The sequence below is a fragment of the Nocardioides faecalis genome, assembly GCF_018388425.1.
GTDB lineage: Bacteria > Actinomycetota > Actinomycetes > Propionibacteriales > Nocardioidaceae > Nocardioides > Nocardioides faecalis.
In genome coordinates this window covers 853478-880154 of the sequence record NZ_CP074406.1, presented here as the reverse complement: position 1 = coordinate 880154, position 26677 = coordinate 853478, and the positions used below count along the sequence as shown (strand labels likewise).

Here is a 26677-nt window from a genome sequence, read left to right as displayed (position 1 = left end):
CGGCTCAGAGGGCGCCGGCCACGCCGCGGGCGATCAGCCCCTGGCCCGCGGTGTAGGTCGCCATCACCAGCGCATCGAGCGCCGGGCGCCGCTCGGGCAGGAGGAACTCCTGCACGCCCAGGACGGTGTCGGAGGCCAAGAAGAGCGCCGTGCCGGCCTGCAGGTTCCGGCGAGCCTCGGCCGGCAGCGCGGGGTCGAGCATCCGGGAGGCGGCGAACATCGCGGTCAGGATCGTCGCGTAGGCGGCCACCGGCAGGCGCAGGGTCGGGTCCTGGCGTCCGGCGGCCGCGCCGAGCGTCGGAGCGGCGACCAGCCACGTCGCCGCCGCGACCCGCAGACCGGTGGTGTCGTGCTCGCCCGCCTGCCCACGCACCGCGAGGAAGCCGGTCAGGTAGGCGACGTGCGCGCCGAAGAAGGACCCGACCCCGGTGAGGAAGGCGCGCTCGCTGCGCCCGAGCAGCGCCACGTCGCCGGCGAAGGAGAGCACCTGCGCGGAGGCGGTGGCCTTGCGCAGCCGGCTGGCCGCAGGGTGGGCCGCAGGGTGGGCCGCGGGCTGGGCTGCAGGATGGGCCGCCCGGCCGCGAGTGCCGTCCAGGAACGCCACGGCCAGCGTGGGCATCAGCGCGGGCTTGAGCAGCCGGCGGGCCCGCCGGGCGCGCTCGCCGCGGCCGGCGGCCACCGTGTCCGCCACCGCGAGGGCGGCGTAGGCGGCGCCGGGCAGGAGCCTGCGCAGGACGGACGGCGTGATGGAGGGCGTGCTCGAGGACATGGCGCACATCCTGACCCCTCGGTCCCGTCTCGGTCGTTCCGCCGCGCCGCCGCCCGACGTGCGGGCACGTCGGGCGCGGGTCGCGTGGCACGACCCGGCCGAGCGCCTCCCACCCGTCCCACTACGGTGGTGGCGTGGACACCGACGCCGTGCTCGCCCTGCTCCGCGACGTCGCCGCGGAGGTGATCACGCCCCGCTTCCGGGCCCTGGCCGCCTCCGAGATCGCCGAGAAGAACCCCGGTGACCTGGTCACCGTCGCCGACCGCGAGTCCGAGGAGCTGATCACCGCGGCACTGCTCGCCGCCTACCCCGACGCCGTGGTCCTCGGCGAGGAGGCGGTGGCGACCAACCCCTCGCTGCTGGACCGCTTCGAGGATGCCGAGCACGGCTTCACCGTGGACCCGGTGGACGGCACCAAGAACTTCGTGCACGGCTCGCCCGACCACGCGGTGATGGTCGCGGAGGTACGACGCGGCGAAGTCGTGCGCGCCTGGATCCACCAGCCGCAGCACGAGGTCTCCTACGTGGCCGAGCGCGGAGCCGGCGCGTGGCGCAACGGCGAGCCGCTGCGGGTCGCGGCCGACACCGACGCGCCGTACCGGACCGCGCGGCGACAGTGGGTGGGACGCGAGCTGCCCGGGCTGGGCACCCTCGAGCTCACCTGGGCCTGCTGCGGCGTGGACTACCCGCAGCTGATCGCCGGAGCCGCGCGCGCCCTGGTCTACAACCGGTCGATGCCCTGGGACCACCTGCCCGGCGGCCTGATCCTCACCGAGGCCGGCGGCGTCCTGGGCGACCACGACGGGCAGCCGTTGGGGGCCGGCAAGCTCGGCGGCGGGATCGTCGCCGCGCCCGACCGGGCGACGTACGACGCCGTGGTGGCCGCGCTCGCCGCCGACTGAGCCCTCAGCAGGCCGCGCCCTCAGCAGGCGGCTGCGACGTCGTCCGTCGCGTTGGCCACGTAGCCCTGCTTGCGGGAGCCCAGCGATCCGCCGGTGACGCTGCGGGGGGCCGGCTTCTTCGCCGTCACGGTCTCCCCGTCCTTGTCGGTGGCCTTGCCGCTGGCGCGCTCGAGCGCCCCGTCGACCATCGCGTGCACCTTGTCGATGTCGGGCTTGGCGGTGTTGACGTGCGGTGGCACCAGGGAGATGGTGGCCAGCTTCTGGGTCCGCACGCGCAGGGCGAGCTCGACGAAGTCGTTGAGCGCACCGCCCGGGATGTCGGTCTTGATCATCGCGCTGGAGGCCCGGGCGATCTCCTGGAAGTTGGTCAGCGCCTGCCGGGGGCTGACCTGGGCGAGCATCGCGGACATCACGCACTTCTGTCGCGCCATCCGGGAGTAGTCGTCGCTGCCCTCGCGGGCCCGGGCGTACCAGAGCGCGTCGTGCCCGTTGAGCTTGCGCTCGCCGGCCTCGATGTAGCCGGTGACGTCGCGGCCCAGTCCGCCGACGGGGATGCGCTCGCGCACGTTGAGCGTGACGCCGCCGAAGGCGTCGACCAGGCGCTCGAAGCCGCGCATGTTGACCATCACCCAGTAGTTGATGTCCAGCCCGGTGATCCCCTCGACCGCCATCACGGTGGCGTCGATGCCGGGCGTGGTGGAGTCGAAGAGGCCGGTGTGGTCCTCGGCCCAGGTGCTCACGCCGTTGAGGTAGCAGCCGTCGCAGTCGAAGCCCTTCGGGAACTGCTCGGCCATCACCGAGCCCTTGGCGAAGGGGAAGTTCTGCATGTTGCGCGGCAGGCCGACCATCACGGTGCGCCCGGTGCGGGCGTCGACCGAGGCCACGGTGAGGGAGTCGGGCCGCAGGCCCCAGCGGTCGGCGCCGGAGTCGCCGCCGAGCAGGAGGATGTTGTAGCGGCCGTCGTGGGCCGAGCCGAGGTCGCCGTCGACGAAGCTGGTCAGCCACTCGCGCTGGGTGTTGGCCAGGTGGGCGCCGAAGAGCAGGGTGCCGGCCACCGAGAAGCAGAGGATGCCGTTGATGCCGACCACGGCGCGGCGCTGCGGCAGCCGCAGCGTCAGCGGCTGGCCGATCCGCCAGGCGTCGACGAACAGCGCGGCCCAGGCGACCGCACCCACGAGCAGGTAGAGCCGGATCGCCAGCATCACGTTCGGGTTGAAGGTGAGCCAGTAGGCGAACGGCGGGTGCACCGCGGCGGTGACGGCGACGCCGAGCAGGGTGGCCAGGCTGATCAGCCACACACGGATCGCGGTCCGGCCGACGTCGCGGTTGCCGGCGAGCAGCTGGGCCGACCCGGGCAGGAGCAGCGTGAAGGCCATGAGAGTGAGGGCCCGGCGGAACCGAACTCGCGCTGCGCGCTCGGCTACGGCGATCTGGGACACGGGCCAAGTATCACCAGTCCCAACCGCCCCAGGGGTCGCGACGCGCCGGGGGTGTCGCCCAGCCCACGCTCTCAGGCCGCGCTGACGGCGACCGCGGCTTCGACCGCCGCCCCGGCGGCGAGGCGGGCGATCTCCTCGGGGCTGGCGTTGGCGCCGGTGCACATCACCGCGACCCGGCCGGCCGGGGCCCGGTGTGCGGCCAGGTCGGCGCGGAGCCCGGCGAGCGCAGCGGCGCCGGCCCCCTCGGCGAGGGTGTGGGCGCGGGTGGCCAGCAGCCGGGCTGCCTCGTCGATGGCGTCGTCGGTGACGAGGACGAAGTCGTCGAGCCGTCCGGCCAGCACCTGCTGCGGCAGCGGGTAGCCGGTCGTGGTCGCCAGGCCGGAGGCGCGGGTGCGGGCCGGTGCGGTCTCGATGCGTCCGTGGCGCCAGGAGCGCCAGCCGGCCGGCGCCGCCGCCGACTGCACGCCGACGACCCGGCAGCCCGGCGCGAGGGCGTCGCGCACCAGGCATGCGCCGGCGGCGCCGGTCCCGCTGCCGATCGGCACGTAGACGGCGGCCAGCTCGGGCTGCTGCTCGAACAGCTCGAGGTAGCCGGTGGCATGCCCGAGCACGATCCGTGGGTCGGTCGGGCAGATGAACGAGGCACCCGACTCCGCGGCCAACGCCCGGGCCGCGGCCGAGGCCTCCCCCAGCGTGTCGCCGGCGACGACCACCTCGGCACCGAGCGCGGCGACCGCGTCGCGCTTGACCTGCGGCGCGATCGACGGCATCACGATCGTCGCCGGCACCCCGGCGAGCCCGGCACCGTAGGCCACCGACTGGGCGTGGTTGCCGGTCGAGCAGGTGACGACGCCGTGGGCGCGCTCGGCGGCGGTGAGGTTCGCGGCCAGGTGCACGCCGCCGCGGACCTTGAACGAGCCGGTCGGCAGCACGTGCTCGTGCTTGACGACCACCTCGACGCCCAGCGCGAGGTCCAGCAGCGGGTGCCCCTGCACGGGGGTCACAGGCAGCTGCGCCCGGACGAGGGCGGCGGCACGACGGACGTCGGCGAAGGTGAGGGCGGCGCTGGCGGTCATGCTCCATGCTCGCCCGCGCAGCATGCATCGGTCCAATAGTTCTTGTCGCCGATTCCCATTGATGCTGTCGATCTATAGTGGGTGCCGTGATCGACGTACGACGCCTCGAGGCGCTGGTCGCGGTGCACCGCACGGGCTCGGTCTCCGCCGCCGCCGAGCAGCTGCACTACGGCCAGCCCACACTGTCGCACCACCTGCGCCGACTGGAGGCCGAGACCGGCGCGGTCCTGCTGCAGCGGGTCGGGCGCGGCGTGCGGCTGACCGCCGAGGGCCTGCGCCTGGCCCAGCGCGGCGAGGAGATCCTGGGCCTGCTGGCCCGCGCGGAGACCGAGCTCGCCGCGACGACGAGCCTGCAGGCGGGCCGGGTCCGACTGGCCGCCTTCCCCTCCGGTGCCGCGACCGTGGTGCCGGCCGCGATCGCGCTGCTCGCCGAGCGCCACCCCGGCATCGAGCTGGACCTGCTGGAGGCCGAGCCGCCGGAGGCCCACGAGCTGCTGCGCGCCGGCAGCGCCGACCTGGCCCTCACCTTCAGCTATCCCGACCAGCCCGAGCCCGAGCACATCACCACGGTGCCGGTGCTCGACGACCGGTTGCACCTGGTCACCCCGGCGAGCACCGAGGCCCCCAACGCTCACCACGACCCCGTCGAGCTGGCGGCGTGGCGCGACGCGGCCTGGGTGACCGGCTGCGAGCGGTGCCGCAGCGAGCTGCTCGCGCTGTGCGAGGCCGCCGGGTTCACGCCGCGGATCGCCTTCGCCAGCGACGACTACGTCGCCGTGCAGGCGCTGGTCGCCGCCGGCACCGGCGTCACCGTGCTGCCCGGCCTGGCGCTGCGCGCCCACACCCACCCCGGCGTCGTACGACGGCCGCTGGCGGCGCTGCGCCGGGTCCAGCTGGCCAGCTACGGCTCCCCGCCCCGCCCGCCGGCGGTGGACGCGGTGGCCGGGGTGCTCGCCGCGGCGGCGGCCGGCCTCAGGGACTGAGCCGCGACTCCTCGATCTCGCGCCGGCGGGCCAGCCGGTGCGCCCGGCGGATCCGCGCCTCCGCCATCCGGCGGCGGTCCTCGTCGGTCTCCGGCTCGAGCGCGGGCACCCGGCGGGCGCCGCCCGAGGAGTCCACGGCGACGAAGACGAAGTAGGCCGAGCCCACGTGGCGCGGCTCCTCGGGCGCGTCCCACGGTTCGGTCTCGATCCGCACCCCGATCTCCATCGAGGAGGTGCCCGCCCAGTTGACCTGGGCGTAGGTGCGCACGATGTCGCCGACGTGCACCGGGGCCAGGAAGGCCATCTCGTCCAGCGCCGCGGTGACGGCCGGTCCCCCGCTGTGCCGTTGCGCCACCACCCCGGCGGCGGAGTCGGCCAGCTTGACCACCTCTCCCCCGTGGACGGTGCCGAGCAGGTTGGCCTGGGAGCGCGCGGTGACGCTGGCCAGGGCGATTCGGGAGTGGGACGGCGTGCGCGCCGCGACGATCTCGCTCACCCGCTGACGGTAGCGTCGTTTCCATGGCAGGGCGTGGCGGCGACGACAAGGGCGCCGGGGGCGACGACTTCGACTGGATCTACGGCTCCCCGGGTTCGGGCTCCGGCTCCGGTGCCGGCCGACCTTCCGGGCCCGGCGGAGCCGGCGCGCCGGGTCGGTCCGACCCCGAGCCCACCCGCCGGATCCCGGTGCAGCGCCAGCGTCCGACGCCCGCGCAGCCGGACCCCGGACGCGCCCCGGCACCCGGCACTCCGCCGCCCGGATCCCCGCCACCCCGCCAGCCGCGCCCTCCCCGTCCGCCGTCGCAGCGACGCCAGGAGCCCGCACCCGCCGCCCCCAAGCGCGGGCGGCGGCCGCGCCGCCGCTCCTGGCGCCGGATCGTGCTGGGGCTGCTGGCGCTGTGGCTGGTGTTCCTGGTCGCGGTGCCGCTGGTGTCGTGGAACCGGGTGGAGAAGGTCCCCTTCGAGCCCGACGGCGAGCGTCCGGGCGACCAGCCCGGGATGACGTACCTGCTGGTCGGCAGCGACTCCCGCGCCGGGCTGAGCAAGGAGGAGCGCGAGCAGCTCACCACCGGGGACGCCACGAGCAACCTGACCGACACGATCATGCTGCTGCACACCGGCGACGGCCCCACCACCTTGATCTCGATCCCCCGCGACTCCCCGCTGGAGATCCCCGGCCGGGGTCGGGCGAAGGTCAACTCCGCCTACGCCCGCGGCGGCGCGCCGCTGCTGGCCGCGACGCTGGAGAACGCCACCGGCGTCCGCATCGACCAGTACGTCGAGATCGGGCTGGGCGGCCTGGTCGGCGTGGTGGACGCCGTGGGCGGGATCGAGATCTGTCCGAAGCGCCGGATCCGGGACAAGCCCTCGGGGCTGGACGTGCGCAAGGGCTGCCAGGAGGTCGACGGGGTGACCGCGCTGGCCTACTCCCGGGCGCGCAAGTACAGCCCGATCTCCGACCTGGCGCGGGTGCAGCAGCAGCGTGAGGTCGTGGCCGCGGTCGGCGAGAAGGTGCTCTCCCCGTGGACCGTGCTGAACCCGGTGCGCTGGTGGAAGCTGAACAACGCCGTGCCCGACTTCTTCCGGTTCGGCGAGGGCATGAGCCCGGTGACGGCGGCCCGCTGGGCGCTGGCGATGACCTCGGTGGAGAAGTCGTGCACCGTCCCGCTGGCCGGTGCGAACGCCTCGTGGGACGAGGAGCGCGCCAGCGGCCTGTTCGCCGCTGTGGCCGAGGACCGTACCGGCGACATCACCAAGGCCCAGTGCACCGCCACCGGCCTCGCCGACTGAGCGCCGCGACACCGAGGAGAACCGTGTACCAGACCCTGTCCGTCGACGTGGACGGCGACGGCGTCGCCACCTTGACCCTGTCGCGCCCCGAGGCGCTCAACGCCTTCGACCTGACGATGGCGCGCGAGCTGCTGGCCTTCTTCACCACCGACGCCCACGACGACGCGATCCGGGCGATCGTGGTCACCGGCGCCGGCCGGGCCTTCTGCGCCGGCATGGACCTCTCCACCGAGGGCAACGTGTTCGGCCTCGACGAGTCCCTGCAGCCCACCCCCGAGGAGCTGCGCGCCCACCTCACCGAGGAGCCGTACGACGAGGGCGTGCGTGACACCGGTGGCAAGGTGACGCTGGCGATCCATGCGCTGCCCAAGCCGGTGATCGCCGCCATCAACGGCCCGGCCGTGGGCATCGGTGCCACGATGACGCTGGCGATGGACCTGCGCCTGGCCTCGGAGAAGGCGCGGATCGGCTTCGTCTTCGGCCGGCTCGGGATCGTGCCGGAGGCGTGCTCGACGTGGTTCCTGCCGCGCATCGTCGGCATCGCCCAAGCGCTGGAGTGGGTCTACTCCGCCGACATCCTCACCGCCGAGCAGGCGCTGGCCGGCCGGCTGGTGCGCAGCGTGCACCCGGCCGAGGAGCTGCTCGGCACCGCACAGGAGCTGGCGCGCTCGTTCGTGGTGGACCGCTCACCGGTGGCGCTCGGGCTGGCCAAGCAGATGCTCTACCGCAACAGCGCAGCCGCCGACCCGCTGGAGGCCCACCTGAGCGACTCGCTGGCCATGTTCTGGACGTCGCTGGCCGACGGCAAGGAAGGCGTGGCCGCGTTCCTGGAGAAGCGCACACCGCGCTTCACCGGCAAGGCCTCGCAGCTGCCGCGGGTGTTCTGAGGCCACCCGCGGGCAGAGCCGTAGAGACCCTTGCCCGGCCTCACATGGCCATGAAGAGGATCTCCTCGCGGGAGTACTCCCGGCCCGGGTGCTCCGCGGCGAGGTGCTCCTGCACCGTGGCCACGAGCTCGTCGTCGTCGGCACCACGCAGGGTGACCGCACAGGGGCAGCGCAACGAGGGCATGGGGACCTCCCGGGGTCGACGAGAACAGGTTCCACCCGAGCCTAGTCGCAGCTCGGTGGCGACGGCCGGATGCGTGCGAGCCGTCAGGCCGCGGACTGGCGGCGACGGCCGTAGCCGACCCCGCCGGCGCCGGCAGCGACGAGCCCGCTGCCCAGGAGCAGCCACATCATGCTCGGGCCACCGGCGTCCGGCAGGCCCGGGCCGCCCGGGTCGCCGGGCGAGCCGGCGGAGGGCGCCCTCAGCGTGACCTCGATGTCGCCCTCAGGGGGCCGGTCCGGCGGGCGACTCGTCGGCCGGGATGGTCTCGACGAGGTGACCGAAGACGACCGAGCGGTTCTCGGTGTAGAAGATCTCCGAGCAGGTGACCAGGGTGATCAGCTGGTCACCGACGCCCGCAGGCGGCTGCACGCCGCCGGCGCGCGGGTTGACGGGACGCTCGTCGAGCACCCAGGAGGCGGTGAACGGCACGACCAGGTCGGTGCCGCCGGTGTCCAGCACGTAGGTGTAGGTCGCCTCCCGGGTCTGCACGTGCACCTCGTCCCCGGGGCGCAGCTCGGGCAGGTCCGCGAACGGTTCGCCGTGCGTGACCCGGTGCCCGGCCAGCACGTAGTTGCCGACCCCGCCGGCCTCCGCGGTGTCGCTCATGTGGCCCACCCCGGCGGCGAGCACCTGGTCGGTGGAGCCCTCCAGCACCGGCACCGAGAAGTCCGCGCCGAAGCGCGGCACGCGCAGGATCGCGCTGGCGTTGCCGAACTCGGTGCGCACGACGTCCTGGCCGTCGCTCCAGCCGTCCTCGAGGGAGGACCGGACGTCGTCGTGGCGCTGCGCGGAGAGCCAGTTGGTGCCCCAGAGCTGCCAGGCGACCCAGCCGAGCACGGCCAGCCCGGCGGCGATCAGCCCGCAGCCGAGCCAGAACGAGACCCGGCGCCCCGTGCGCCGCGGACCCTGCGCCGCCGGGCGGGTACGACGGCGTCGTACCCGGGTGGGGACGTCGGTGGTCATCGCTCTCCTCTCCTGTGCACCGCGGCAGCGCCTGTGCGGCGGCTCGGCGCCTATCCAACGCCACCTCCCGCCGTCGCGTCGCGCCGGGCGGGGCGCAAGCGGTTAGTGTCGGAGGATGAGCCGAGCCGACGACCTCGTCCTGGTCCTGAACGCCGGCTCCTCGTCGCTGAAGTACCAGGTGCTCCGGATGCCCGCCGGCGAGGTCCTGCTGCGCGCGCACGTCGAGCTCGTCGAGGCCGGCGGCTGGGGGCAGGCGCTGGCGGACGTCACCACGGCCGTCGACGGCGCCGGCCTGTCCGGCCGGTTGAGGGCGATCGGCCACCGGGTGGTGCACGGCGGCACCCGGCACACCAGCCCGGCCGTGGTGGACGACGCCCTGATCGCCAGCGTCGAGGAGCTCGCCGAGCTGGCCCCGCTGCACAACCCGCCCGCCGTCTCCGGCATGCGGCACGCGGCCGCCGCGTTCCCCGACATCCCCCAGGTCGCCGTCTTCGACACCGGGTTCTTCGCCGACCTGCCCGAGGCCGCGGCCCGCTACGCCATCGACGTCGAGCTGGCGGACGCGGAGGGGATCCGGCGCTACGGCATGCACGGCATCAGCCACGGCTACCTCGTCCAACGCACCGCCGACCTGCTCGAGCGGCCTCTCGCCGAGCTGTCCCTGATCACCCTGCACCTGGGCAACGGCGCCTCCGCGGCGGCGGTGCAGGGCGGCCGCCCGCTGGACACGAGCATGGGGCTGACCCCGGTGGAGGGCCTGGTGATGGGCAGCCGCAGCGGCGACCTCGACCCGGGCGTCCTGCTGCACCTGCTGCGCCACCGCGGGTACGACGCGGACGGGCTCGACGACCTGCTGAACCACCGCAGCGGCCTGCGCGGCCTGTACGGCTCCACCGACGTGCGCGACGTGCTGGCCGCGGTGGCCGCCGGCGACCCGCGGGCCCTGCTGGCCCATGAGATCTACTGCCGCCGGATCCGCAAGTACGTCGGCGCCTACCTCGCGCTCCTGGGGGGCGCGGACGCGATCGTGTTCGCCGGCGGGGCCGGCGAGCACCAGCCGAAGGTGCGCGCCGACGCGCTGGCCGGCCTGGCCGGGCTCGGCATCGAGGTCGACCCCGAGCGCAACGACGCCGTGGTGGCCGAGGCGGGCGTGATCAGCCCCGACGGCGCCGGAGTCACGGTGCTCGTCGTACCGACCGACGAGGAGCTGGCGATCGCCCGGGAGGCGGTCGCCCTGCTGGGCTGAGCGCGCTCCCGGGCCGATCACTCAGGACGATCGAGACGGCCCTCAGGGCGACGTCGGCGACGTCGGCGACCACTGCCACCCGGAGACCTCCGGCAGGTCCTCGCCGTGCTCCCGGGTCCAGGCCCGCGCCCGGCGCCGGGTGTCCATCATGAGCTGACGCACCCCGGCGGCCCGCTGCCCCAGTCCCTCGACCCGGTCGATCACGTCCATCACCAGGTGGAAGCGGTCGAGGTTGTTCATCATCACCATGTCGAACGGCGTGGTGGTGGTGCCCTCCTCCAGGTAGCCGCGCACGTGGAAGTTGGAGTGGTTGGTGCGGTGGTAGGTCAGCCGGTGGATCAGCCACGGGTAGCCGTGGTAGGCGAAGATCACCGGCTTGTCCGCGGTGAACACGGCGTCGAACTCCCGCCCGGACAGGCCGTGCGGGTGGTCGCGCTCGTCCTGCAGGCGCATCAGGTCGACCACGTTGACGAACCGGACGGACACCTCGGGCAGGTGCTCGCGCAGCAGCCCGGCGGCGGCGACCGCCTCCAGCGTGGGCACGTCACCGGCGCAGGCCAGCACCACGTCGGGGTCGTCGCCGCCGGTGGAGGCCCAGTCCCAGATGCCCAGACCGCGGGCGCAGTGCAGGTCGGCCTGCTCGGCATCCAGCCAGTCGTACGACGGCTGCTTGCCGGCGACGATGACGTTGACGTACTGCGTGCTGGCCAGGCAGTGCTCGGCCACCGAGAGCAGCGTGTTGGCGTCCGGCGGCAGGTAGATCCGCACCACCTCGGACTTCTTGTTGACCACGTGGTCGATGAAGCCCGGGTCCTGGTGGGAGAAGCCGTTGTGGTCCTGGCGCCACACGTGCGAGGTGAGCAGGTAGTTGAGCGAGGCGATGCGCGCGCGCCACTCGATCTCGTTGGTGGTCTTGAGCCACTTGGCGTGCTGGTTGAACATCGAGTCGACGATGTGGATGAACGCCTCGTAGCAGCTGAACAGCCCGTGCCGGCCGGTGAGCAGGTAGCCCTCGAGCCAGCCCTGGCAGGTGTGCTCGGAGAGCATCTCCATCACCCGGCCGTGCGGCGCCAAGTGCTCGTCGGAGTCCAGGATCTCCCCGGCGAACACCTTGTCGGTGACCTCGTAGACGGCGTCCAGCCGGTTGGAGGCGGTCTCGTCGGGGCCGAAGATGCGGAACCGGTCGGCGTTGTGCCGCATCACCTCGCGCAGGTAGTGCCCGAGCACCCGGGTCGGCTCGTGCATCGACGCGCCGGGCGCCTTGACCTCGACGGCGGCGCTGGCGAACGGCGGCAGCTCCAGCGGCCGGCGCAGCAGCCCGCCGTTGGCGTGCGGGTTCGCGGAGGTACGACGGTCCCCGTCCGGCGCGAGCGCCTGCAACCGCTCGACCGGGCGACCGTCCTCCTCGAAGAGCTCCTCCGGCCGGTAGGACTTCAGCCACTCCTCCAGCTGGGCGCGGTGCTCCACGTTGTCCCGGGTCCCCGCCAACGGCACCTGGTGGGCCCGCCAGGTGCCCTCCACCTGCTTGCCGTCGACCACGGCCGGACCGGTCCAGCCCTTGGGGGTGACCAACAGGATCATCGGCCACGGGCGTCGTACGAGGTCGCCGTCCTCGCGGGCGGCCCGCTGGATCTCGGCGATCCGGTCGTGGGCGGCGTCCATCGCCTCGGCCATCTGGCGGTGCACGTCGAGCGGGTCGTCGCCCTCGACGGTGAACACCTCGTGGCCGTAGCCGACCAGCAGGGCCTCGAGCTCCTCGCGCGGGATCCGGGCCGGGACGGTGGGGTTGGCGATCTTGTAGCCGTTGAGGTGCAGCACCGGCAGCACCGCGCCGTCGTTGACCGGGTCGACGAACTTGTTGCAGTGCCAGGACGTGGCGAGCGGACCGGTCTCGAACTCACCGTCGCCCACCACCGCCACCGCGACGAGGTCGGGGTTGTCCAGCACCGCGCCGTAGGCGTGGGAGAGCACGTAGCCGAGCTCGCCACCCTCGTGGATGGAACCGGGCGTCTCGGGCGCCACGTGGCTCGGTATGCCGCCGGGGAAGGAGAACTGCCGGAACAGCCGGCGCATCCCCTCCAGGTCCTGGCCGACGCGGTGGTAGACCTCGGTGTAGGTGCCCTCCAGCCAGGCGTTCGCGACGGCCGCCGGGCCGCCGTGCCCCGGCCCAGCGAGCACGATCGCGTCGACGTCACGCTCGCGGATCAGCCTGTTCAGGTGCGCCCAGATCAGGTTCAGTCCCGGCGTCGTACCCCAGTGCCCGAGCAGCCGGGGCTTGATGTCCTCGGCCTCCAGCTTCCGCTGGACCAGCGGATTGTCCATCAGGTAGATCTGCCCGACGCTCAGGTAGTTGGTGGCTCGCCACCACGCGTCGATGTCCAGCAGTTGTTCACGGGAGTGGGGCATAGGGACCCCTCCTGTTCCGGAGTCGAAGGTCCTCCCACCCTGCCACCTGGTCCCCGGAACGTCACGGGGCGTCCTTCAGGGTTCCCCTCCCGGCCCGCAGCCCACGGGCTCAGAGCTCGGACTGCACCCCCGCGAGGAGCTGACGTGCCATCACGATCCGCTGCACCTGGTTGGTGCCCTCGTAGATCTGGGTGATCTTGGCGTCGCGCATCATCCGCTCGACCGGGTAGTCGCGGGTGTAGCCGTAGCCGCCGAGGACCTGCACCGCGTTGGTGGTGACCTCCATCGCGACGTCGGAGGCGAAGCACTTGGCCGCGGCACCGAAGAAGGTCAGGTCCTTCTCGCCGCGCTCGGAGCGGCCGGCGGCGGCGTAGGTCAGCTGGCGGGCGGCCTCGATCTTCATGCCCATCTCGGCGAGCAGGAACTGCAGGCCCTGGAAGTCGGCGATGGACTTGCCGAACTGCTGGCGCTCCTTGGCGTAGCCGAGCGCGTAGTCGAGCGCGCCCTGGGCGACACCGACGGCCTGGGCGGCGATGGTGACCCGGGTGTGGTCGAGGGTCTTCATGGCGTACTCGAAGCCCTTGCCCTCCTCGCCGATCAGCCGGTCGCCGGGGATGCGCACGTTGTCGAAGTAGACCTCGCGGGTCGGGGAGCCCTTGATGCCGAGCTTCTTCTCGGGCGCGCCGAAGGAGACGCCCTCGTCGGACTTCTCGACCACGAAGGCGGAGATGCCGCGGCTGCGCTTCTCGGGGTCGGTCATCGCGAGCACCGTGTAGAACTCCGACTCGCCGGCGTTGGTGATCCAGCGCTTGGTGCCGTTGAGGATCCAGCCGTCGCCGTCGCGCACCGCACGGGTCTTCTGGTTGGCCGCGTCCGAGCCGGCGTCGGGCTCGGAGAGGCAGTAGGAGAAGCCGCCCTGGCCCGAGGCGAGCGCGGTGAGGTACTTCTTCTTCAGCTCCTCAGAGCCGCCGATCATCACCGGCAGCGAGCCGAGCTTGTTGACCGCCGGGATCAGCGAGGCGGAGACGTCGGCGCGGGCGACCTCCTCGATGACGATCACGGTGGCGAGCGCGTCGGCGCCGGCGCCGCCGTACTCCTCGGGGACGTGGGGGGCGTGGAAGTCCGCCGCCTGGAGCGCCTCGGCCGCCTCGCGGGGGTAGCGGGCCTCCTCGTCGACCTCGGCGGCGAACGGCGCGACCTTGGCGTCGCAGATCGCGCGCACGGCCTCGCGGATGGCCTGCTGCTCCTCGGAAAGGGCGTACATCGGGTAGTCGCTCACAGGGGCTCCTCGGGTCGGACGGTCGGCAGTAGAAGTGGCACTGAGTATCGTACTGGCGGAACTGAGTGCCGTCGAGCTAGCCTGAAGCGTGCCCACCTCCTCCCGGACTCGTCTCGTGGCCGCCGCCTTCGAGCTCTTCGAGCGCCAGGGGTACGACGCCACGACGATCGACGACATCGCCGGCCTCGCAGGCACCGGCCGCAGCACGTTCTTCCGCCACTTCCGCGGCAAGGAGGACGTGGTGCTGCCCGACCACGACGTGGTGCTGGGCCGGGTCGCCGACCGGCTCGCGGTGGCCTCGCCCGAGGGCCGGGAGATCGCGCTGCGCGAGGCCACCGGCGTCGTGCTGCACCACTACCTGGCCGAGGGCGCCACGGCCCGGGCCCGCTACCGGCTGGCCAGCACCGTGCCGGCGATCCGCGACCGAGAGATCGCCTCCGGCCAGCGCTACCTGCGGCTCTTCGTCCGCTACGTGCACGAGTGGCTCGACGCCGAGCCCAACGGTCCGCTGCGCGCCGAGATGGTCGCCGCCGGGGTGGTGATCGCGCACAACCACGTGCTGCGCCGCTGGCTGCGCGAGGAGATCGACGACGAGGGGGCGACCCGCGAGCTGGACCAGGCCCTCGACCTGGCACTGGTCCACCTGCACGCCTCCCCGGCGGGCGCGGCCGGTCCCCCGACCGTGGTGATCACCCACGACGGCGCCGCCGTCGAGCACGTGCTGCGTCGGGTGCGCGACGCACTCACCGCGCCGTCGCCGGGTACCGCAACCCCATGACCGCTGCCGCCCACCTCGACCCCGCCGCGATCGACCTGATGCTCGACGACTGCCCCACCTGGGCGGTCGTGGGCCTGTCGGGCAATCCCGCGCGCACCGCGTTCCGCATCGCCCGGCTGCTGCACTCGCACGGCAAGCGGGTCGTGCCGATCCACCCCGACGCGCCCGTCGTGCTCGGCGAGCAGGGCTACCCCACGCTGGCCGACGTGCCCTTCGCCGTCGACGTGGTCGACGTGTTCCGCCGCTCCGAGGCCGCCGGCGAGTTCGCCGACCAGGCCGTGGCGATCGGGGCGCGCGGCGTGTGGTTCCAGCTCGGCGTGGTGGACCACGCCGCCTTCGCCCGCACCCGGGCCGCCGGCGTGCCCATGGTGATGGACACCTGTCCCGCCATCGAGTGGAGCCGGCGCCACCAGAGCTAGACCCCCGGAGCGAGACCCCCGGGGCCAGGCCCCGGAGCCAGGTCCGGATCAGGCCTGCGCGGCCTCGCGCACGACGGCGCCCTTGGCGTGCGCCGCGGACCTGAGCTCGGCCTGGAACGCGACCATCCGCTGCTGCAGGCCTGCGTCGGTGGCGGCGAGGATGCGGACCGCGAGCAGGCCCGCGTTGCGGGCACCGCCGACGGCGACGGTCGCCACCGGCACGCCGGCCGGCATCTGCACGATCGACAGCAGCGAGTCCATGCCGTCCAGGTACTTCAGCGGCACCGGCACACCGATCACCGGCAGCGGCGTGACCGCCGCGAGCATCCCCGGCAGGTGGGCCGCACCGCCGGCACCGGCGATGATCACCGACAGCCCGCGCTCAGCCGCGGACCGGCCGTAGTCGAGCATCTCCTCGGGCATCCGGTGCGCGGAGACCACGTCGGCCTCGAAGGCGACGTCGAACTCGCCCAGCGCCTGTGCCGCCGCCTGCATCACCGGCCAGTCGGAGTCCGACCCCATCACGATGCCCACACGCGCGCTCATGGCGCTCAGCCTAGGGCGCCGGGCCTCGGGCTCCTGGCTCCGGCACCGGGCGTGGACTCCGGGCGGCGGCTACTCGCTCTCGTTGCCGAGGTCGCCGCGGAACCAGGCCGCGGCGTGCCGGGCCCGCTCCAGGCAGTCGTCCAGGTCGTCGCCGTAGACGTTGACGTGGCCGACCTTGCGGCCGGGACGCAGCGCCTTGCCGTAGAGGTGCACCCGCAGCCGCGGGTCCCGGGCCAGGGCGTGCGGGTAGCCGTCGTACAGCCGCCCGACGGCCTCGTCCTCGCCGCCGAGGATGTTGACCATGACCGTCCACCGCGCCCGCGGCTCCGGGGAGCCCAGCGGCAGGTCGAGGGCCGCGCGCAGGTGGTTCTCGAACTGGCTGGTGACCGCACCATCCTGGGTCCAGTGGCCGGTGTTGTGCGGTCGCATCGCCAGCTCGTTGACGAGCACCCGGGTGCCGCCCTCGACGTCGGGGTCGGGCGCCTCGAAGAGCTCGACCGCCAAGATGCCGGTGACGCCGAGCTCGCCGGCGATGCGCAGCGCCAGCTCCTGCGCGGAGGCGGCCAGCGCGGGGTCCAGGTCCGGCGCCGGCGCGACGACCTCGCGGCACACGCCGTCGACCTGCAGCGTCGCCACCACCGGGTAGGCGGCCGCCTGGCCGCTGGGGGCGCGGGCCACCAGCGCGGACAGCTCCCGGGTGAAGTCCACCAGCTCCTCGGCCAACAGCCGCACCCCGGTGCGCTCGGCGACGGCCAGCGGCTCGGCGGCGTCGGCGATCTCGCGGACCACCCACACGCCCTTGCCGTCGTAGCCGCCGCGGCTCACCTTGAGCACGCAGGGCAGCCCGAACGCCTCGACGTCGGCGGTGTCGGCGACCACCGCCCAGCGCGGCTGCGGTGCGCCGAGACGACTCATCGCCTCGCGCATCACGATCTTGTCCTGCGCGTGCACCAGTGCCTCCGGCCCGGGGTGGGCCACCACGCCGTCGGCGGCCAGGGCCCGCAGGTGCTCGGTGGGCACGTGCTCGTGGTCGAAGGTCACCACGGCGCAGCCCTCGGTCACCGCCCGCAGGTCGTCCAGGTCGCGGTAGTCACCGACCCGGCTGTCGGCGATCACCTGGTCGGCGGAGACGCCCTCGGCCTCGGCCAGCAGTCGCAGCGGGACGCCGAGCGCGATCGCCGGCTGGGCCATCATCCGGGCGAGCTGGCCGCCCCCGATGACGGCGACACGAGGAGCAGAGGGATCGGTCGTCGACACGGACGAACCCTATGCAATCGGCTCCTGGACGGATGCGTCGAGGTCGGCGTCGACATTGGTCTCGAAGCGCAGCCCGCGGCCGCGGATGGTGCTGATCAGGTAGGGCCGGCGCGGGTCGTCGCCCAGCTTGCGGCGCACCCAGCCGAGGTGGACGTCGATCGTCTTGGACGAGGTCCAGAACGTCACGCCCCACACGTCGCGCATCAGCTCCTCGCGGGTGACCACCGACCCGGCCCGAGCGATCAGCGCGTGCACGAGGTCGAACTCCTTGCGGGACAGGGAGAGCTCACGCCCCCCGCGCCACGCGCGGCGCGTCGTCGGGTCCACCCTGACGTCCTGCACCTCGATCACCGGATCAAGGTAGGGACCACCTGACCGGCCCCGCGGCGGAATGGACAGAATTTTGCCGACGGCCGGGCGTGCCCGCTCGGCGCCGCCCGTGCGGGCTGTCTCAGGCCCGTCGTACGGCGACCGGCTCGACGACCCCGAAGCCGCGCACCGGGCGCGGGGGCAGCGGGCGCGACTCGATGAGGTCCTTGGGCAGCGCGTCGGCGGTGGCGTGGTCGACGATGATGCGGTTGCGGCGCGCGACCTGGGTCAGCCGGGCGGCCATGTTGACCGGTGGGCCGAACACGTCGCCCATCCGCATCACCACGCCGCCGGTGGCCAGGCCGACGCGGACATCAGGCATCCGCGGGTCGCGGCCGATGACGTTGATGATCCCCTCGGCGGTGGTGAAGGCGGCCATCGCGTCGTCGTTGACGAACAGCACCGCGTCGCCCATCGACTTGATCAGCCGGCCGTGCTCGCGGTTGATCACGTCGGCGCAGCGCGCCTCGAAGATCTCGACCAGCTCCCCGATCCGCTCCCGGGTGACCTCGTTGGACAGCGCGGTGAACCCGACGATGTCGGCGAACCCGACGCTGAGGTCGGTGGTGTGCGGGTCGGAGTCGATCGCCCGGGCGGCCTGCACCCTCACGACCGCGGCGTTGAGGTGGCTGCGCCAGGCGTAGAGGAGCAGCTCCTCGAAGCGAGGTCCGAAGCGCTCGATGGCCCACGTCGCGGGCTGCACCGACGCCGCCTCGGCCTCCTCGGCGTACCGGCCCTCGAGCAGGTGCGCCAGCTCGCCGACCTCCCAGTCGGCCAGCCGAGCCATGGTCAGCCCGACGCCACGCACCACGTTGAGGGCGACGTCGAAGCTGATCACCCCCTCGTCGAGCAGGGAGGCGACCACGCGCAGGGCGTCGGCGTCGGCACGGGTGTAGGCGGCCTCGTCGCCGTGCTCGGGGAAGCCGAGGATGCGCCACAGCTTGCGCGCCCGCTCCAGCGACAGGCCGGCGTGCTCGGCGACCTGGGCAGCGGTGAACTCGGGCGCCTCACCCAGCAGCGTGCGCTCGGCGGACTCCTCAGACACCTTCGTCCCGACGCTGGTTGCGGACCTCGTGGACCTCGTGCATGAGCGCACTGAGCCGGCGGTGGCTGGCCTCGGCGTGCGGGATGTCGTTGAGCCGCACCTTGCCGCCGTCGGCGGCGTTGGTGACGATCAGCGAGCCGCAGCCGAACGGCCGGTCGATCAGGTTGATCTCGATGGAGATGTCGCTGACCCGGTTCAGCGGGATGTCGTGGCCGTTGCGGGTCAGCACGCCCCACCGCGAGATCAGGCGCCGGTCGGTGAAGGCGTGCACCGTGGTCAGCCAGGTGATGAACGGGCGCACGCTGAACCACAGGATGCCGAGCGCGGCCAGCACCCACACCACGTAGGTCAGCACGCGGGAGAAGCCGTCGTCGGCCAGCCACACCTGGGCGAGCACCGCGACGGCGAGGAACAGCACGAGCATCAGGATCGGCACGAACAGCGCCTTGGGGTGCTGCCGGGTGCTGATGATGACCTGCTCACCTGGGTTGAGCAGCTTCTTGGAGATCGCCACGCCGCGATCATCCCACTCCGACGGTGCCGTGGGGGTGCTCAGTCCGCGTCCGGCGCGGGACGCACGTGCACGACGTCGCCCGCACCGACGCTGCGCGGCCCCTCGGAGGTCTGCACCACCAGGCGGCCGGAGCCGTCGATGTCGACCGCCCGGCCGAGCAGCTCGCCGCCGCCGGGCAGGTCGACGCGCACCTGCCGGCCGATCGTGGCGCAGTGGGCGCGGTAGGAGCTCGCCAGCCGCTCGGTGCCCTGCTCGCCGCCGGCCTGCCACACGTCGTACCCCTCGCGGACGGTGGCGACGGCCTCCAGCAGCACGGTCTCCCGGTCCGGGGCCACCCCCGCGGCGTCGATGGCCAGGCTGGTCGCGGTGTCCACCGGCAGCTCGGCGGCCTCCTGGGCCACGTTGATGCCGACCCCGACGATCGCGGCCGGGCCGGCGGGGGTGTCCACCCGCTCGACGAGGATGCCGGCGACCTTGCGGCCGTCGGCCAGGAGCACGTCGTTGGGCCACTTCAGCGAGGCCTCGTGGCCCAGCGCGGTCAACGCCTTGGCGACGTTGTGGCCCACCAGCAGCGGCAGCCAGGGCCAGCAGGCGGCGGGGACGCCGGGGCGCAGCAGCAGGGAGAAGGTCACCGCGGTGCCCGGCGGCGTCTGCCAGGTCCGGTCCAGCCGACCCCGGCCCGCGGCCTGGTGGTCGGCGAGGACGACCAGGCCCTCGGGCGCGCCCTCGGCCGCACGCTGCGCGGCGACGGCGTTGGTGGAGGCGGCCTCGGCCAGCAGCTCCAGCGTCAGGTCGGGGTACGGGGCGAACGCCTCCGCGAGCCTGGAGGCGTCGAGGGGTCCACGGTGAGGGCGCTGGCTTGAGCCGGTGGTCACGGGCACTACCCTGTCGCAGCAGACGCTCCGAGGAAAACCCCGGGTGTCGCGAAGGAGGAGGCATCGTGACCGCTCAGCCCGACCCGGCAACCGCACCGCAGCCGGACATCCACACCACCGCAGGCAAGCTCGCCGACCTCGAGCGACGCACCGACGAGGCGGTACACGCTCCCGCGGCCAAGGCACAGGAGAAGCAGCACGCGAAGGGGCGCAAGACCGCCCGCGAGCGCATCGAGCTGCTCTTCGACGAGGGTTCCTTCGTCGAGCTCGACGAGTTCGCGCGGCACCGCTCCACGGCGTTCGGCCTGGAGAAGAACCGCCCCTACGGCGACGGCGTGATCACCGGCTACGGCACGGTCGACGGCCGCCAGGTCTGCGTGTTCTCCCAGGACTTCACCGTCTTCGGCGGCTCGCTCGGCGAGGTGTACGGCGAGAAGATCACCAAGGTCATGGACCTGGCGATCAAGACCGGCTCCCCGATCATCGGCATCAACGAGGGTGCCGGTGCCCGGATCCAGGAGGGCGTGGTCTCGCTCGGCCTGTACGGCGAGATCTTCAAGCGCAACGTGCACGCCTCCGGCGTGATCCCGCAGATCTCGATGATCCTCGGCAACTGTGCCGGTGGGCACGTCTACTCCCCCGCGGTCACCGACTTCACGATCATGGTCGACCAGACCTCGGCGATGTTCATCACCGGCCCGGACGTCATCAAGACGGTCACCGGCGAGGACGTCACCATGGAGGAGCTGGGTGGCGCGCGCACCCACAACACCAAGTCGGGCAACGCGCACTACATGGCCCACGACGAGGACGACGCCTTCGAGTACGTCAAGGCGCTGCTGTCGTTCCTGCCGCAGAACAACCTCGACGAGCTGCCGGCCTACGACGAGGTCGCGAGCCTCGAGCCGAACGACGCCGACATCGCGCTGGACACGCTGATCCCGGACAGCCCGAACCAGCCCTACGACATGCACGACGTCATCAAGACGGTCGTCGACGACGAGGACTTCCTCGAGGTGCAGGCGCTGTTCGCGCCGAACATCATCGTCGGCTTCGGCCGGGTCGAGGGTCGTCCGGTCGGTGTCGTGGCCAACCAGCCGATGCAGTTCGCCGGCACCCTGGACATCGACGCCTCGGAGAAGGCAGCGCGGTTCGTGCGGTTCTGCGACGCGTTCAACATCCCGGTGCTCACCTTCGTCGACGTGCCCGGCTTCCTGCCCGGCACCGACCAGGAGTGGACCGGCATCATCCGCCGCGGCGCGAAGCTGATCTACGCCTACGCCGAGGCCACCGTGCCGCTGGTCACGATCATCACCCGCAAGGCCTACGGCGGCGCGTACGACGTGATGGGCTCCAAGCACCTCGGTGCCGACATCAACCTGGCGTGGCCGACCGCCCAGATCGCGGTCATGGGCGCCCAGGGCGCGGCCAACATCGTGCACCGCAAGACCCTCCAGGCCGTCGCCGACGAGGGTGGCGACGTCGAGGCCCGGCGCGCCGAGCTGATCGACGAGTACGAGACCACGCTGGCCAACCCCTACATCGCGGCCGAGCGTGGCTACGTGGACGCGGTCATCAAGCCGCGGCTCACCCGCCGCGAGGTGGTCAAGGCGCTGCGGCTCCTGCGCACGAAGCGGGAGATCCTGCCGCCGAAGAAGCACGGGAACATCCCGCTGTGAGTACCGAGGAGGGCGCGGAGCAGACCCCGGTGCCCGCCGCTGCGCTGCTGCGGGTGATCACCCGGCACACCAGCCCGGAGGAGGTGGCCGCGATCGTCGCGGTCCTCTCCGCCCTCGGTGGCGGCGAGCCGGCACCGAAGCCGCCGCGCTCGGAGTGGGCGCACCCGGCGCGGGCGGCGCGCACCTCGCTGGTGCGCAGCCTGCCGCACGGCCGCGGCGCCTGGCGCTCCAGCGGCCTGCCGCGCTGAGGCGGTCCCCTCCGCGACACGCACGCACCTCGGCCCCTCCCTGTGCAGGGAGGGGCCGAGGCGTTTTTCGGCTACTGCCCGCCCTGCGCCCAGGTCCACGCGTAGTCGGGGTCCTCGACCGCCAGCCCGCCCTCGCCGAGCTCGAGCGGGGCGAAGGTGTCGACCATGACCGCGGTCTCGTCGAAGGCCTCCGCGCCGAGCGAGGCCTCGATCGCCTCCGGCTGCGGGCCGTGGGCGTGCCCGCCGGGGTGCAGCGAGATCGAGCCGAGCCCGATGCCGGAGCCCTTGCGCGCCTCGTAGTCGCCGGCGACGTAGAACATGACCTCGTCGGAGTCGACGTTGGAGTGGTAGTAGGGCACCGGTACCGCGAGCTCGTGGTAGTCGACCTTGCGGGGCACGAAGTTGCAGACCACGAAGTTGCGGCCCTCGAAGACCTGGTGCACCGGCGGCGGCTGGTGCACCTTGCCGGTGATCGGCATGAAGTCGGCGATGTTGAGGGTGTAGGGGTACAGGCAGCCGTCCCAGCCGACGACGTCGAACGGATGGGTGGCGTGGGTGTAGCGGGTGCCGACCACCCGACCGCCCACGCGGTGCTTGACGAGCACGTCGACGCCGGTGCTCTCGCCCGTGCCCTGGACCGTGCTCTCGGTGGGCGCCGCGAGGTGCACCTCGGTGGGGCCGTGCAGGTCGCGCTCGCAGTACGGCGCGTGCTCGAGCAGCTGGCCGTAGCGCGACAGGTAGCGCTTGGGCGGGGCGATGTGGCCGTTCGCCTCGATCACGTACAGCCGGGACGCCTCGGCCGGCACCCAGCGGTGGGTGGTGGCGCGCGGGATGACCACGTAGTCGCCGGTGCGGTAGGCGAGCACGCCGAAGACGGTCTCCACGGTGCCGGAGCCGGACTCGACGTACACGCACTCATCACCGGTGGCGTTGCGGTAGAGCCCGGTGGCGGACTCGGGTCCGCCGGTGCGCACGTAGCCGATCCGCACGTCGGCGTTGCCCAGCAGCAGCCGGCGGTCGGTGACCGCGTCGGTGCCGGTCTGGAGCTCGTGCAGCCGCAGGTGCCGGGGCAGCAGCGGGTGGTTGGGTGCCAACCCCTGGTCGGGCAGCTCCCAGGTCTCGGCGGCGGTGATCGCGGACGGCACGCCGCGGTGGTAGAGCAGGGAGGAGTCCGAGGAGAAGCCCTCCTCCCCCATCAGCTCCTCGCGCAGCAGCGCGCCCGCGGCGTCGCGCAGCTGGGTGTGCCGTTGCCGCGGGACCTCGCCCACCTGCCGGTAGTACGCCACCTCGGGCCTCCCTCGCACCGCCTGGTGATCGATAAACGATCTCAGGTCGTTCTGATTTCGGACGCTACTCGCTAGGCTGCGCGGGTGTCCATCCCCCTCCCCCGCACCTGGGTCCGCGACGCCGACGGCAGCCCGTACGACGTCGACAACCTGCCGTACGGCGTCGTGTCGACCCGCGGCACCGGTGGCGACGCTGCGCGGGTCGGGGTGCGGATCGGTGACCGGGTGCTCGACCTCGGGGCCGCGGCCCGCGAGCTGCGGCCGGAGTGGACGCCGCTGCTCACCGCCCCCGAGCTGAACCCGCTGCTGGCCGCCGGGCCCGCGCGGTGGGCCGAGGTGCGCGCCTGGGTCCGCACGCTGCTCACCGACGTCGCCCACGCCTCCAAGCTGCGGCTGCTGGGCCTCGACGAGGTGACCTGCCACCTTCCGGTGCGGGTCGGTGACTACGTGGACTTCTACGCCTCCGAGCACCACGCCACCAACATCGGGCGCATCCTGCGCCCCGACGGCGCCGCGTTGGCGCCGAACTGGAAGCACCTGCCGGTCGGCTACCACGGCCGGGCCGGCTCGATCGTCGTCTCGGGCACCGGGGTGCGCCGGCCGACCGGGCAGCGCAAGGCCCCCGAAGCCGACGCGCCCACCTTCGGCCCCAGCACCCGACTCGACATCGAGGCGGAGCTGGGCTTCGTGGTCGGGCGCAGCGTGCCGTGGGGCGAACGGGTGGCGGTGAGCGACTTCGAGCGCACCGTCTTCGGCGTCGCCGGCATCAACGACTGGTCCGCGCGCGACATCCAGGCCTGGGAGTACGTGCCGCTGGGCCCGCACCTGGGCAAGTCGTTCGCCACCACGATGAGCGCGTGGGTCACCCCGCTGGCGGCGCTGGCCGTGGCCCGGGTGCCGGTGCCGGGTCAGGACGTGGCGCTGGTGGAGTACCTGCGCGAGGACGAGCCGCAGGGCTACGACATCACCGTGGAGGTCGAGCTCAACGGCACGGTGGTGGCGCGGGCGCCGTACCGCAGCATGTACTGGTCGCCGGCGCAGATGCTGGCCCACCTCACCGTCAACGGCGCCTCGCTGCGCGCCGGCGACCTCTACGCCTCCGGCACCATCAGCGGCCCCGAGCCGGACCAGCTCGGCTCGTTGATGGAGCTGTCCGCCGGCGGCACGCGGCCGTTCACCGCCGGCGGCGCGCAGCGGACCTTCCTGGCCGACGGCGACGAGGTGGTGCTGCACTACTCCGCACCCGGTGCCCGGGGCCGGATCGGGCTGGGCGAGGTCCGCGGCACGATCCTGCCGGCCCGCTGATGGCCGCGGAGTCGGGCTCGCAGACCCTGGAGCGGGGCCTGGCGGTGCTGGTGCAGCTGAGCCGGCACCCCGAGGGCCTCACCGTGGCCGAGGCCGCCGCGGCCACGGGCCTGCACCGCTCGATCACCTACCGGCTGCTGGTCTCGCTGCACCGCACCGGCTTCGCCGCGCGCGACGCCGAGGGCCGCTACACCGTCGGCGGCACCGTGGCCGACCTCGCCGAGCACAGCCGCCCCCGGCTGCGCGACGTCGCCGAGCCGGTGCTGGCCGAGCTGGCCCGCGAGCTCGACGCGACCGCGAGCCTGGTGGAGGTGCACGGCGACGCCGCCGTCACCACGCTCGTCGCCGAGCCGCCCAGCGACGGGCCGCGGTTCACCTACCGGCTGGGCAACCGCGACCCGCTGGACCGCGGCGCCGGCGGCCTGGCGGCGCTGGCCTCGGGCCCGCGGCGGGCCGGGGAGCCGGAGCGGGTCGCCCGCGTCCGCACCGCCGGGCACGTCACCACCTCGGGCGAGCTCAACCCCGGCGCGCACGGCATCGCCGCGCCGCTGCCCGGCTGGCACGTGCTGGCTGCGGTCAACGTGGTCACCGCGCGCGCCGAGCTGCTGACCACGGCCCCGGAGGCGGTGTTGCGCGCGGCACGCGCCATCGGCGCCGCCACCGGCGCCACCCTGGGCTGAGCCCACCTCGGCGCTAGGTTGAGGCCATGACCCGCGAAGTCGACCTCCGTTCCGAGAGGTTCGTGGAGGACCTCGCCGCGCTGGACCCGCTCGCCGCGACGTTCGCCGGCATCGCCGGTCACGACCACGAGCTGCCCGACCTCTCCCCCGACGGCTTCGACGCCATCGACGAGCTGCACCGCCGGGCGCTGGCCGAGGTCGGCGCGCTGCGCCCCGTCGACGAGCGGGAGCAGGTCGCCAAGGACGCCTTCTGCGAGCGGATCGGCCTGGCCGTCGAGCGCAGTGAGGCCGGGATCGACCGCAGCGAGGTGTCGGTGATCAGCAGCGCCGCGCACGCGGTGCGTGAGGCCTTCGACCTGATGCCGACCGAGACGCCCGAGGACTGGGAGGCGATCGGGTCCCGGCTCGCCGCCGTCCCCGCGGCGCTGGCCGGCTACCGCACCACCCTGCTGGACGAGGCCCGGCAGGGCCGGGTCTCCGCACGCCGGCAGTACGTCGAGGTCGCCGCCCAGATCCGCGGCTGGACCGGGCAGGAGGGCACCTCGGGTGACTACTTCGCCCGCACCGTCGCCGACGCCCCGGCCGAGCAGCGCGAGTCGCTGCGCGCCGCGGCCGCCGCGGCCTCGAGCGCCTACGCCGAGCTCGGCGAGTTCCTGACCACCGAGCTGGCGCCGGGCGGCCGAGAGACCGACGGCGTCGGCCGCGACGCCTACGCGCTCGCCTCCCGCTCCTTCCTCGGCGCCACGGTGGACCTGGAGGAGACCTACCGCTGGGGCTGGGAGGAGCTGGCGCGGATCGAGGCCGACATGGCGGCCACGGCGCGGCGGATCGTGCCGGACGGCTCGGTCGACGACGCCGTCGCCGTGCTCGACGCCGACCCTGCCCGCGACTGCGGCAGCCGGGAGGCCTTCGCCGCCTGGATGCAGCAGAAGTCCGATGCGGTGCTCGCCGACTTCGACGGCGTGCACTTCGACATCGCCGAGCCGATCCGCACCCTGGAGTGCAAGGTGGCGCCGATCAACGACGGCGGCGCCTGGTACTCCCCTCCCGCCGAGGGGTTCGCCCGGCCCGGCACCATGTGGTTCTCCTTCACCGACGACCACACGACGTTCTCCACCTGGCGCGAGACGACCACCGTCTTCCACGAGGGCGTGCCCGGCCACCACCTGCAGTGCGCGCAGGCGGTCCACCAGGCCGAGCTGCTCAACCGCTGGCAGCGGCTGATGTGCTGGGTCAGCGGGCACGGCGAGGGCTGGGCGCTGTACGCCGAGCGGCTGATGGACGAGCTGGGCTACTTCGCCGACGCCGGCGACCGGCTCGGCTTCTTGGACATGCAGGGCTTCCGCGCGGCCCGGGTGATCGTCGACATCGGCGTCCACCTCGGCCTGAGCATCCCCACCGACAACCCGTTCGGCTGGCGGCCGGGCGAGGTGTGGGACGCGGACCGGGTCGGTGAGTTCATGCGCGCCCACTCCCGGATGGACGACGGCTCGCTGCGGTTCGAGGTGAACCGGTACCTCGGCTGGCCGGGCCAGGCTCCGTCGTACAAGGTCGGGGAGCGGATCTGGCTGGAGGCCCGGGCCGCCGCGCAGGCGCGGCACGGCTCGGCCTTCGACCTCAAGGCGTTCCACACCGCTGCGTTGAACCTCGGCTCGCTCGGGCTCGACCCGCTGCAGGCGGCTCTGGGGCGGCTGTGAGCGACGCGAGGAGGCGGC

General features: G+C 73.3%; 27 protein-coding genes. 12 read left to right on the top strand and 15 right to left on the bottom strand.

The genetic code is table 11. From position 1 onward, the window contains the following. Positions 1 to 4: 4 nt before the first annotated feature. Positions 5 to 769 (bottom strand): lysoplasmalogenase, encoded by a 765-nt coding sequence (locus tag KG111_RS04085; protein ID WP_205290636.1) that lies wholly within the window; start codon positions 767 to 769, stop codon positions 5 to 7. A gap of 134 nt (positions 770 to 903) precedes the next feature. Here KG111_RS04085 and KG111_RS04080 point away from each other — a divergent pair, with 134 nt between their 5' ends. After that, positions 904 to 1671 carry an inositol monophosphatase family protein gene (locus tag KG111_RS04080; RefSeq protein WP_205290637.1) on the top strand — a complete coding sequence of 256 codons (768 nt, stop codon included), beginning with the start codon at positions 904 to 906 and terminating at the stop codon, positions 1669 to 1671. Between the two features lie 20 nt (positions 1672 to 1691). On the opposite strand, the gene KG111_RS04075 is transcribed toward KG111_RS04080, so the two are convergent. Further along, complete coding sequence (locus tag KG111_RS04075; protein WP_205290638.1) at positions 1692 to 3047, bottom strand: LCP family protein; 1356 nt, start codon at positions 3045 to 3047, stop codon at positions 1692 to 1694. A 134-nt stretch (positions 3048 to 3181) separates the two neighbouring features. Next, positions 3182 to 4186 (bottom strand): threonine ammonia-lyase, encoded by a 1005-nt coding sequence (locus KG111_RS04070; RefSeq protein ID WP_205290639.1) that lies wholly within the window; start codon positions 4184 to 4186, stop codon positions 3182 to 3184. Positions 4187 to 4272: 86 nt separating this feature from the next. On the opposite strand from KG111_RS04070, the gene KG111_RS04065 reads away from it, so the two are divergent. After that, positions 4273 to 5169, top strand: a complete 897-nt coding sequence (locus KG111_RS04065; RefSeq protein ID WP_205290640.1) for a LysR family transcriptional regulator — start codon at positions 4273 to 4275, stop codon at positions 5167 to 5169. Here KG111_RS04065 and KG111_RS04060 read toward each other — a convergent pair. After that, on the bottom strand, positions 5159 to 5665 hold the full coding sequence (locus KG111_RS04060; RefSeq protein ID WP_205290641.1) for an acyl-CoA thioesterase: 507 nt from the start codon (positions 5663 to 5665) through the stop codon (positions 5159 to 5161). The two genes, KG111_RS04065 and KG111_RS04060, sit on opposite strands and share 11 nt — an antisense overlap. 23 nt (positions 5666 to 5688) lie before the next feature. Here KG111_RS04060 and KG111_RS04055 point away from each other — a divergent pair, with 23 nt between their 5' ends. Together KG111_RS04055 and KG111_RS04050 are read left to right on the top strand one after the other, a co-directional pair. Continuing rightward, entirely contained in the window at positions 5689 to 6957 is a 1269-nt protein-coding gene (locus tag KG111_RS04055; RefSeq protein WP_205290642.1) for an LCP family protein, read from the top strand. 23 nt (positions 6958 to 6980) lie between these two features. Beyond that, complete coding sequence (locus KG111_RS04050) at positions 6981 to 7844, top strand: crotonase/enoyl-CoA hydratase family protein (protein WP_205290643.1); 864 nt, start codon at positions 6981 to 6983, stop codon at positions 7842 to 7844. Between the two features lie 40 nt (positions 7845 to 7884). On the opposite strand, the gene KG111_RS04045 is transcribed toward KG111_RS04050, so the two are convergent. After that, on the bottom strand, positions 7885 to 8028 hold the full coding sequence (locus KG111_RS04045) for a DUF1059 domain-containing protein (RefSeq protein ID WP_205290644.1): 144 nt from the start codon (positions 8026 to 8028) through the stop codon (positions 7885 to 7887). A gap of 261 nt (positions 8029 to 8289) precedes the next feature. Then, on the bottom strand, positions 8290 to 9030 hold the full coding sequence (locus KG111_RS04035; RefSeq protein ID WP_205290645.1) for a class E sortase: 741 nt from the start codon (positions 9028 to 9030) through the stop codon (positions 8290 to 8292). Between the two features lie 115 nt (positions 9031 to 9145). On the opposite strand from KG111_RS04035, the gene KG111_RS04030 reads away from it, so the two are divergent. Next, positions 9146 to 10276, top strand: a complete 1131-nt coding sequence (locus tag KG111_RS04030) for an acetate/propionate family kinase (RefSeq protein WP_205290646.1) — start codon at positions 9146 to 9148, stop codon at positions 10274 to 10276. A gap of 42 nt (positions 10277 to 10318) precedes the next feature. Here the strand turns inward: KG111_RS04030 and KG111_RS04025 are convergent, their stop codons facing one another. Continuing rightward, entirely contained in the window at positions 10319 to 12682 is a 2364-nt protein-coding gene (locus KG111_RS04025) for a phosphoketolase family protein (RefSeq protein ID WP_205290647.1), read from the bottom strand. Between the two features lie 109 nt (positions 12683 to 12791). Further along, complete coding sequence (locus tag KG111_RS04020; protein WP_205290807.1) at positions 12792 to 13946, bottom strand: acyl-CoA dehydrogenase family protein; 1155 nt, start codon at positions 13944 to 13946, stop codon at positions 12792 to 12794. A 103-nt stretch (positions 13947 to 14049) separates the two neighbouring features. Between KG111_RS04020 and KG111_RS04015 the strand changes: the two genes are divergently transcribed. Next, positions 14050 to 14739: a TetR/AcrR family transcriptional regulator gene (locus tag KG111_RS04015; RefSeq protein WP_205290648.1), complete on the top strand. Its 690-nt coding sequence runs from the start codon at positions 14050 to 14052 to the stop codon at positions 14737 to 14739. Next, positions 14736 to 15158, top strand: coding sequence for a CoA-binding protein (locus KG111_RS04010; protein ID WP_205290649.1), 423 nt, complete (start codon positions 14736 to 14738; stop codon positions 15156 to 15158). Before KG111_RS04015 ends, KG111_RS04010 begins: the two co-directional genes overlap by 4 nt. A 48-nt stretch (positions 15159 to 15206) precedes the next feature. Here the strand turns inward: KG111_RS04010 and purE are convergent, their stop codons facing one another. The 6 genes from purE to KG111_RS03980 all read right to left on the bottom strand — a co-directional run bounded on the left by purE (position 15207) and on the right by KG111_RS03980 (position 19764). Beyond that, complete coding sequence (purE, locus tag KG111_RS04005; protein WP_205290650.1) at positions 15207 to 15704, bottom strand: 5-(carboxyamino)imidazole ribonucleotide mutase; 498 nt, start codon at positions 15702 to 15704, stop codon at positions 15207 to 15209. Positions 15705 to 15773: 69 nt separating this feature from the next. Then, on the bottom strand, positions 15774 to 16961 hold the full coding sequence (locus KG111_RS04000; RefSeq protein ID WP_205290651.1) for a 5-(carboxyamino)imidazole ribonucleotide synthase: 1188 nt from the start codon (positions 16959 to 16961) through the stop codon (positions 15774 to 15776). 9 nt (positions 16962 to 16970) lie between these two features. Continuing rightward, on the bottom strand, positions 16971 to 17312 hold the full coding sequence (locus tag KG111_RS03995; protein WP_205290652.1) for a winged helix-turn-helix domain-containing protein: 342 nt from the start codon (positions 17310 to 17312) through the stop codon (positions 16971 to 16973). Positions 17313 to 17412: 100 nt separating this feature from the next. Further along, on the bottom strand, positions 17413 to 18375 hold the full coding sequence (locus KG111_RS03990) for an adenylate/guanylate cyclase domain-containing protein (protein ID WP_205290653.1): 963 nt from the start codon (positions 18373 to 18375) through the stop codon (positions 17413 to 17415). Then, complete coding sequence (locus tag KG111_RS03985; protein WP_205290654.1) at positions 18368 to 18889, bottom strand: PH domain-containing protein; 522 nt, start codon at positions 18887 to 18889, stop codon at positions 18368 to 18370. The genes KG111_RS03990 and KG111_RS03985 overlap by 8 nt, the downstream gene beginning before the upstream one ends. A gap of 38 nt (positions 18890 to 18927) precedes the next feature. Further along, positions 18928 to 19764, bottom strand: coding sequence for a biotin--[acetyl-CoA-carboxylase] ligase (locus KG111_RS03980; protein WP_205290655.1), 837 nt, complete (start codon positions 19762 to 19764; stop codon positions 18928 to 18930). Between the two features lie 65 nt (positions 19765 to 19829). Here KG111_RS03980 and KG111_RS03975 point away from each other — a divergent pair, with 65 nt between their 5' ends. After that, positions 19830 to 21443 (top strand): acyl-CoA carboxylase subunit beta, encoded by a 1614-nt coding sequence (locus KG111_RS03975; protein ID WP_205290656.1) that lies wholly within the window; start codon positions 19830 to 19832, stop codon positions 21441 to 21443. Beyond that, positions 21440 to 21691, top strand: coding sequence for an acyl-CoA carboxylase subunit epsilon (locus tag KG111_RS03970; RefSeq protein WP_205290657.1), 252 nt, complete (start codon positions 21440 to 21442; stop codon positions 21689 to 21691). Before KG111_RS03975 ends, KG111_RS03970 begins: the two co-directional genes overlap by 4 nt. A gap of 71 nt (positions 21692 to 21762) precedes the next feature. Here the strand turns inward: KG111_RS03970 and KG111_RS03965 are convergent, their stop codons facing one another. Beyond that, complete coding sequence (locus KG111_RS03965; RefSeq protein ID WP_205290658.1) at positions 21763 to 22977, bottom strand: homogentisate 1,2-dioxygenase; 1215 nt, start codon at positions 22975 to 22977, stop codon at positions 21763 to 21765. 84 nt (positions 22978 to 23061) lie between these two features. On the opposite strand from KG111_RS03965, the gene fahA reads away from it, so the two are divergent. The 3 genes from fahA to KG111_RS03950 are packed head-to-tail and all read left to right on the top strand — an operon-like array spanning position 23062 to position 26659. Further along, on the top strand, positions 23062 to 24282 hold the full coding sequence (gene fahA, locus KG111_RS03960; protein WP_249666288.1) for a fumarylacetoacetase: 1221 nt from the start codon (positions 23062 to 23064) through the stop codon (positions 24280 to 24282). Then, positions 24282 to 24962 carry an IclR family transcriptional regulator gene (locus tag KG111_RS03955; RefSeq protein ID WP_205290659.1) on the top strand — a complete coding sequence of 227 codons (681 nt, stop codon included), beginning with the start codon at positions 24282 to 24284 and terminating at the stop codon, positions 24960 to 24962. The genes fahA and KG111_RS03955 overlap by 1 nt, the downstream gene beginning before the upstream one ends. Positions 24963 to 24988: 26 nt before the next feature. Beyond that, positions 24989 to 26659, top strand: coding sequence for a DUF885 domain-containing protein (locus tag KG111_RS03950; protein ID WP_205290660.1), 1671 nt, complete (start codon positions 24989 to 24991; stop codon positions 26657 to 26659). Positions 26660 to 26677: the final 18 nt, after the last annotated feature.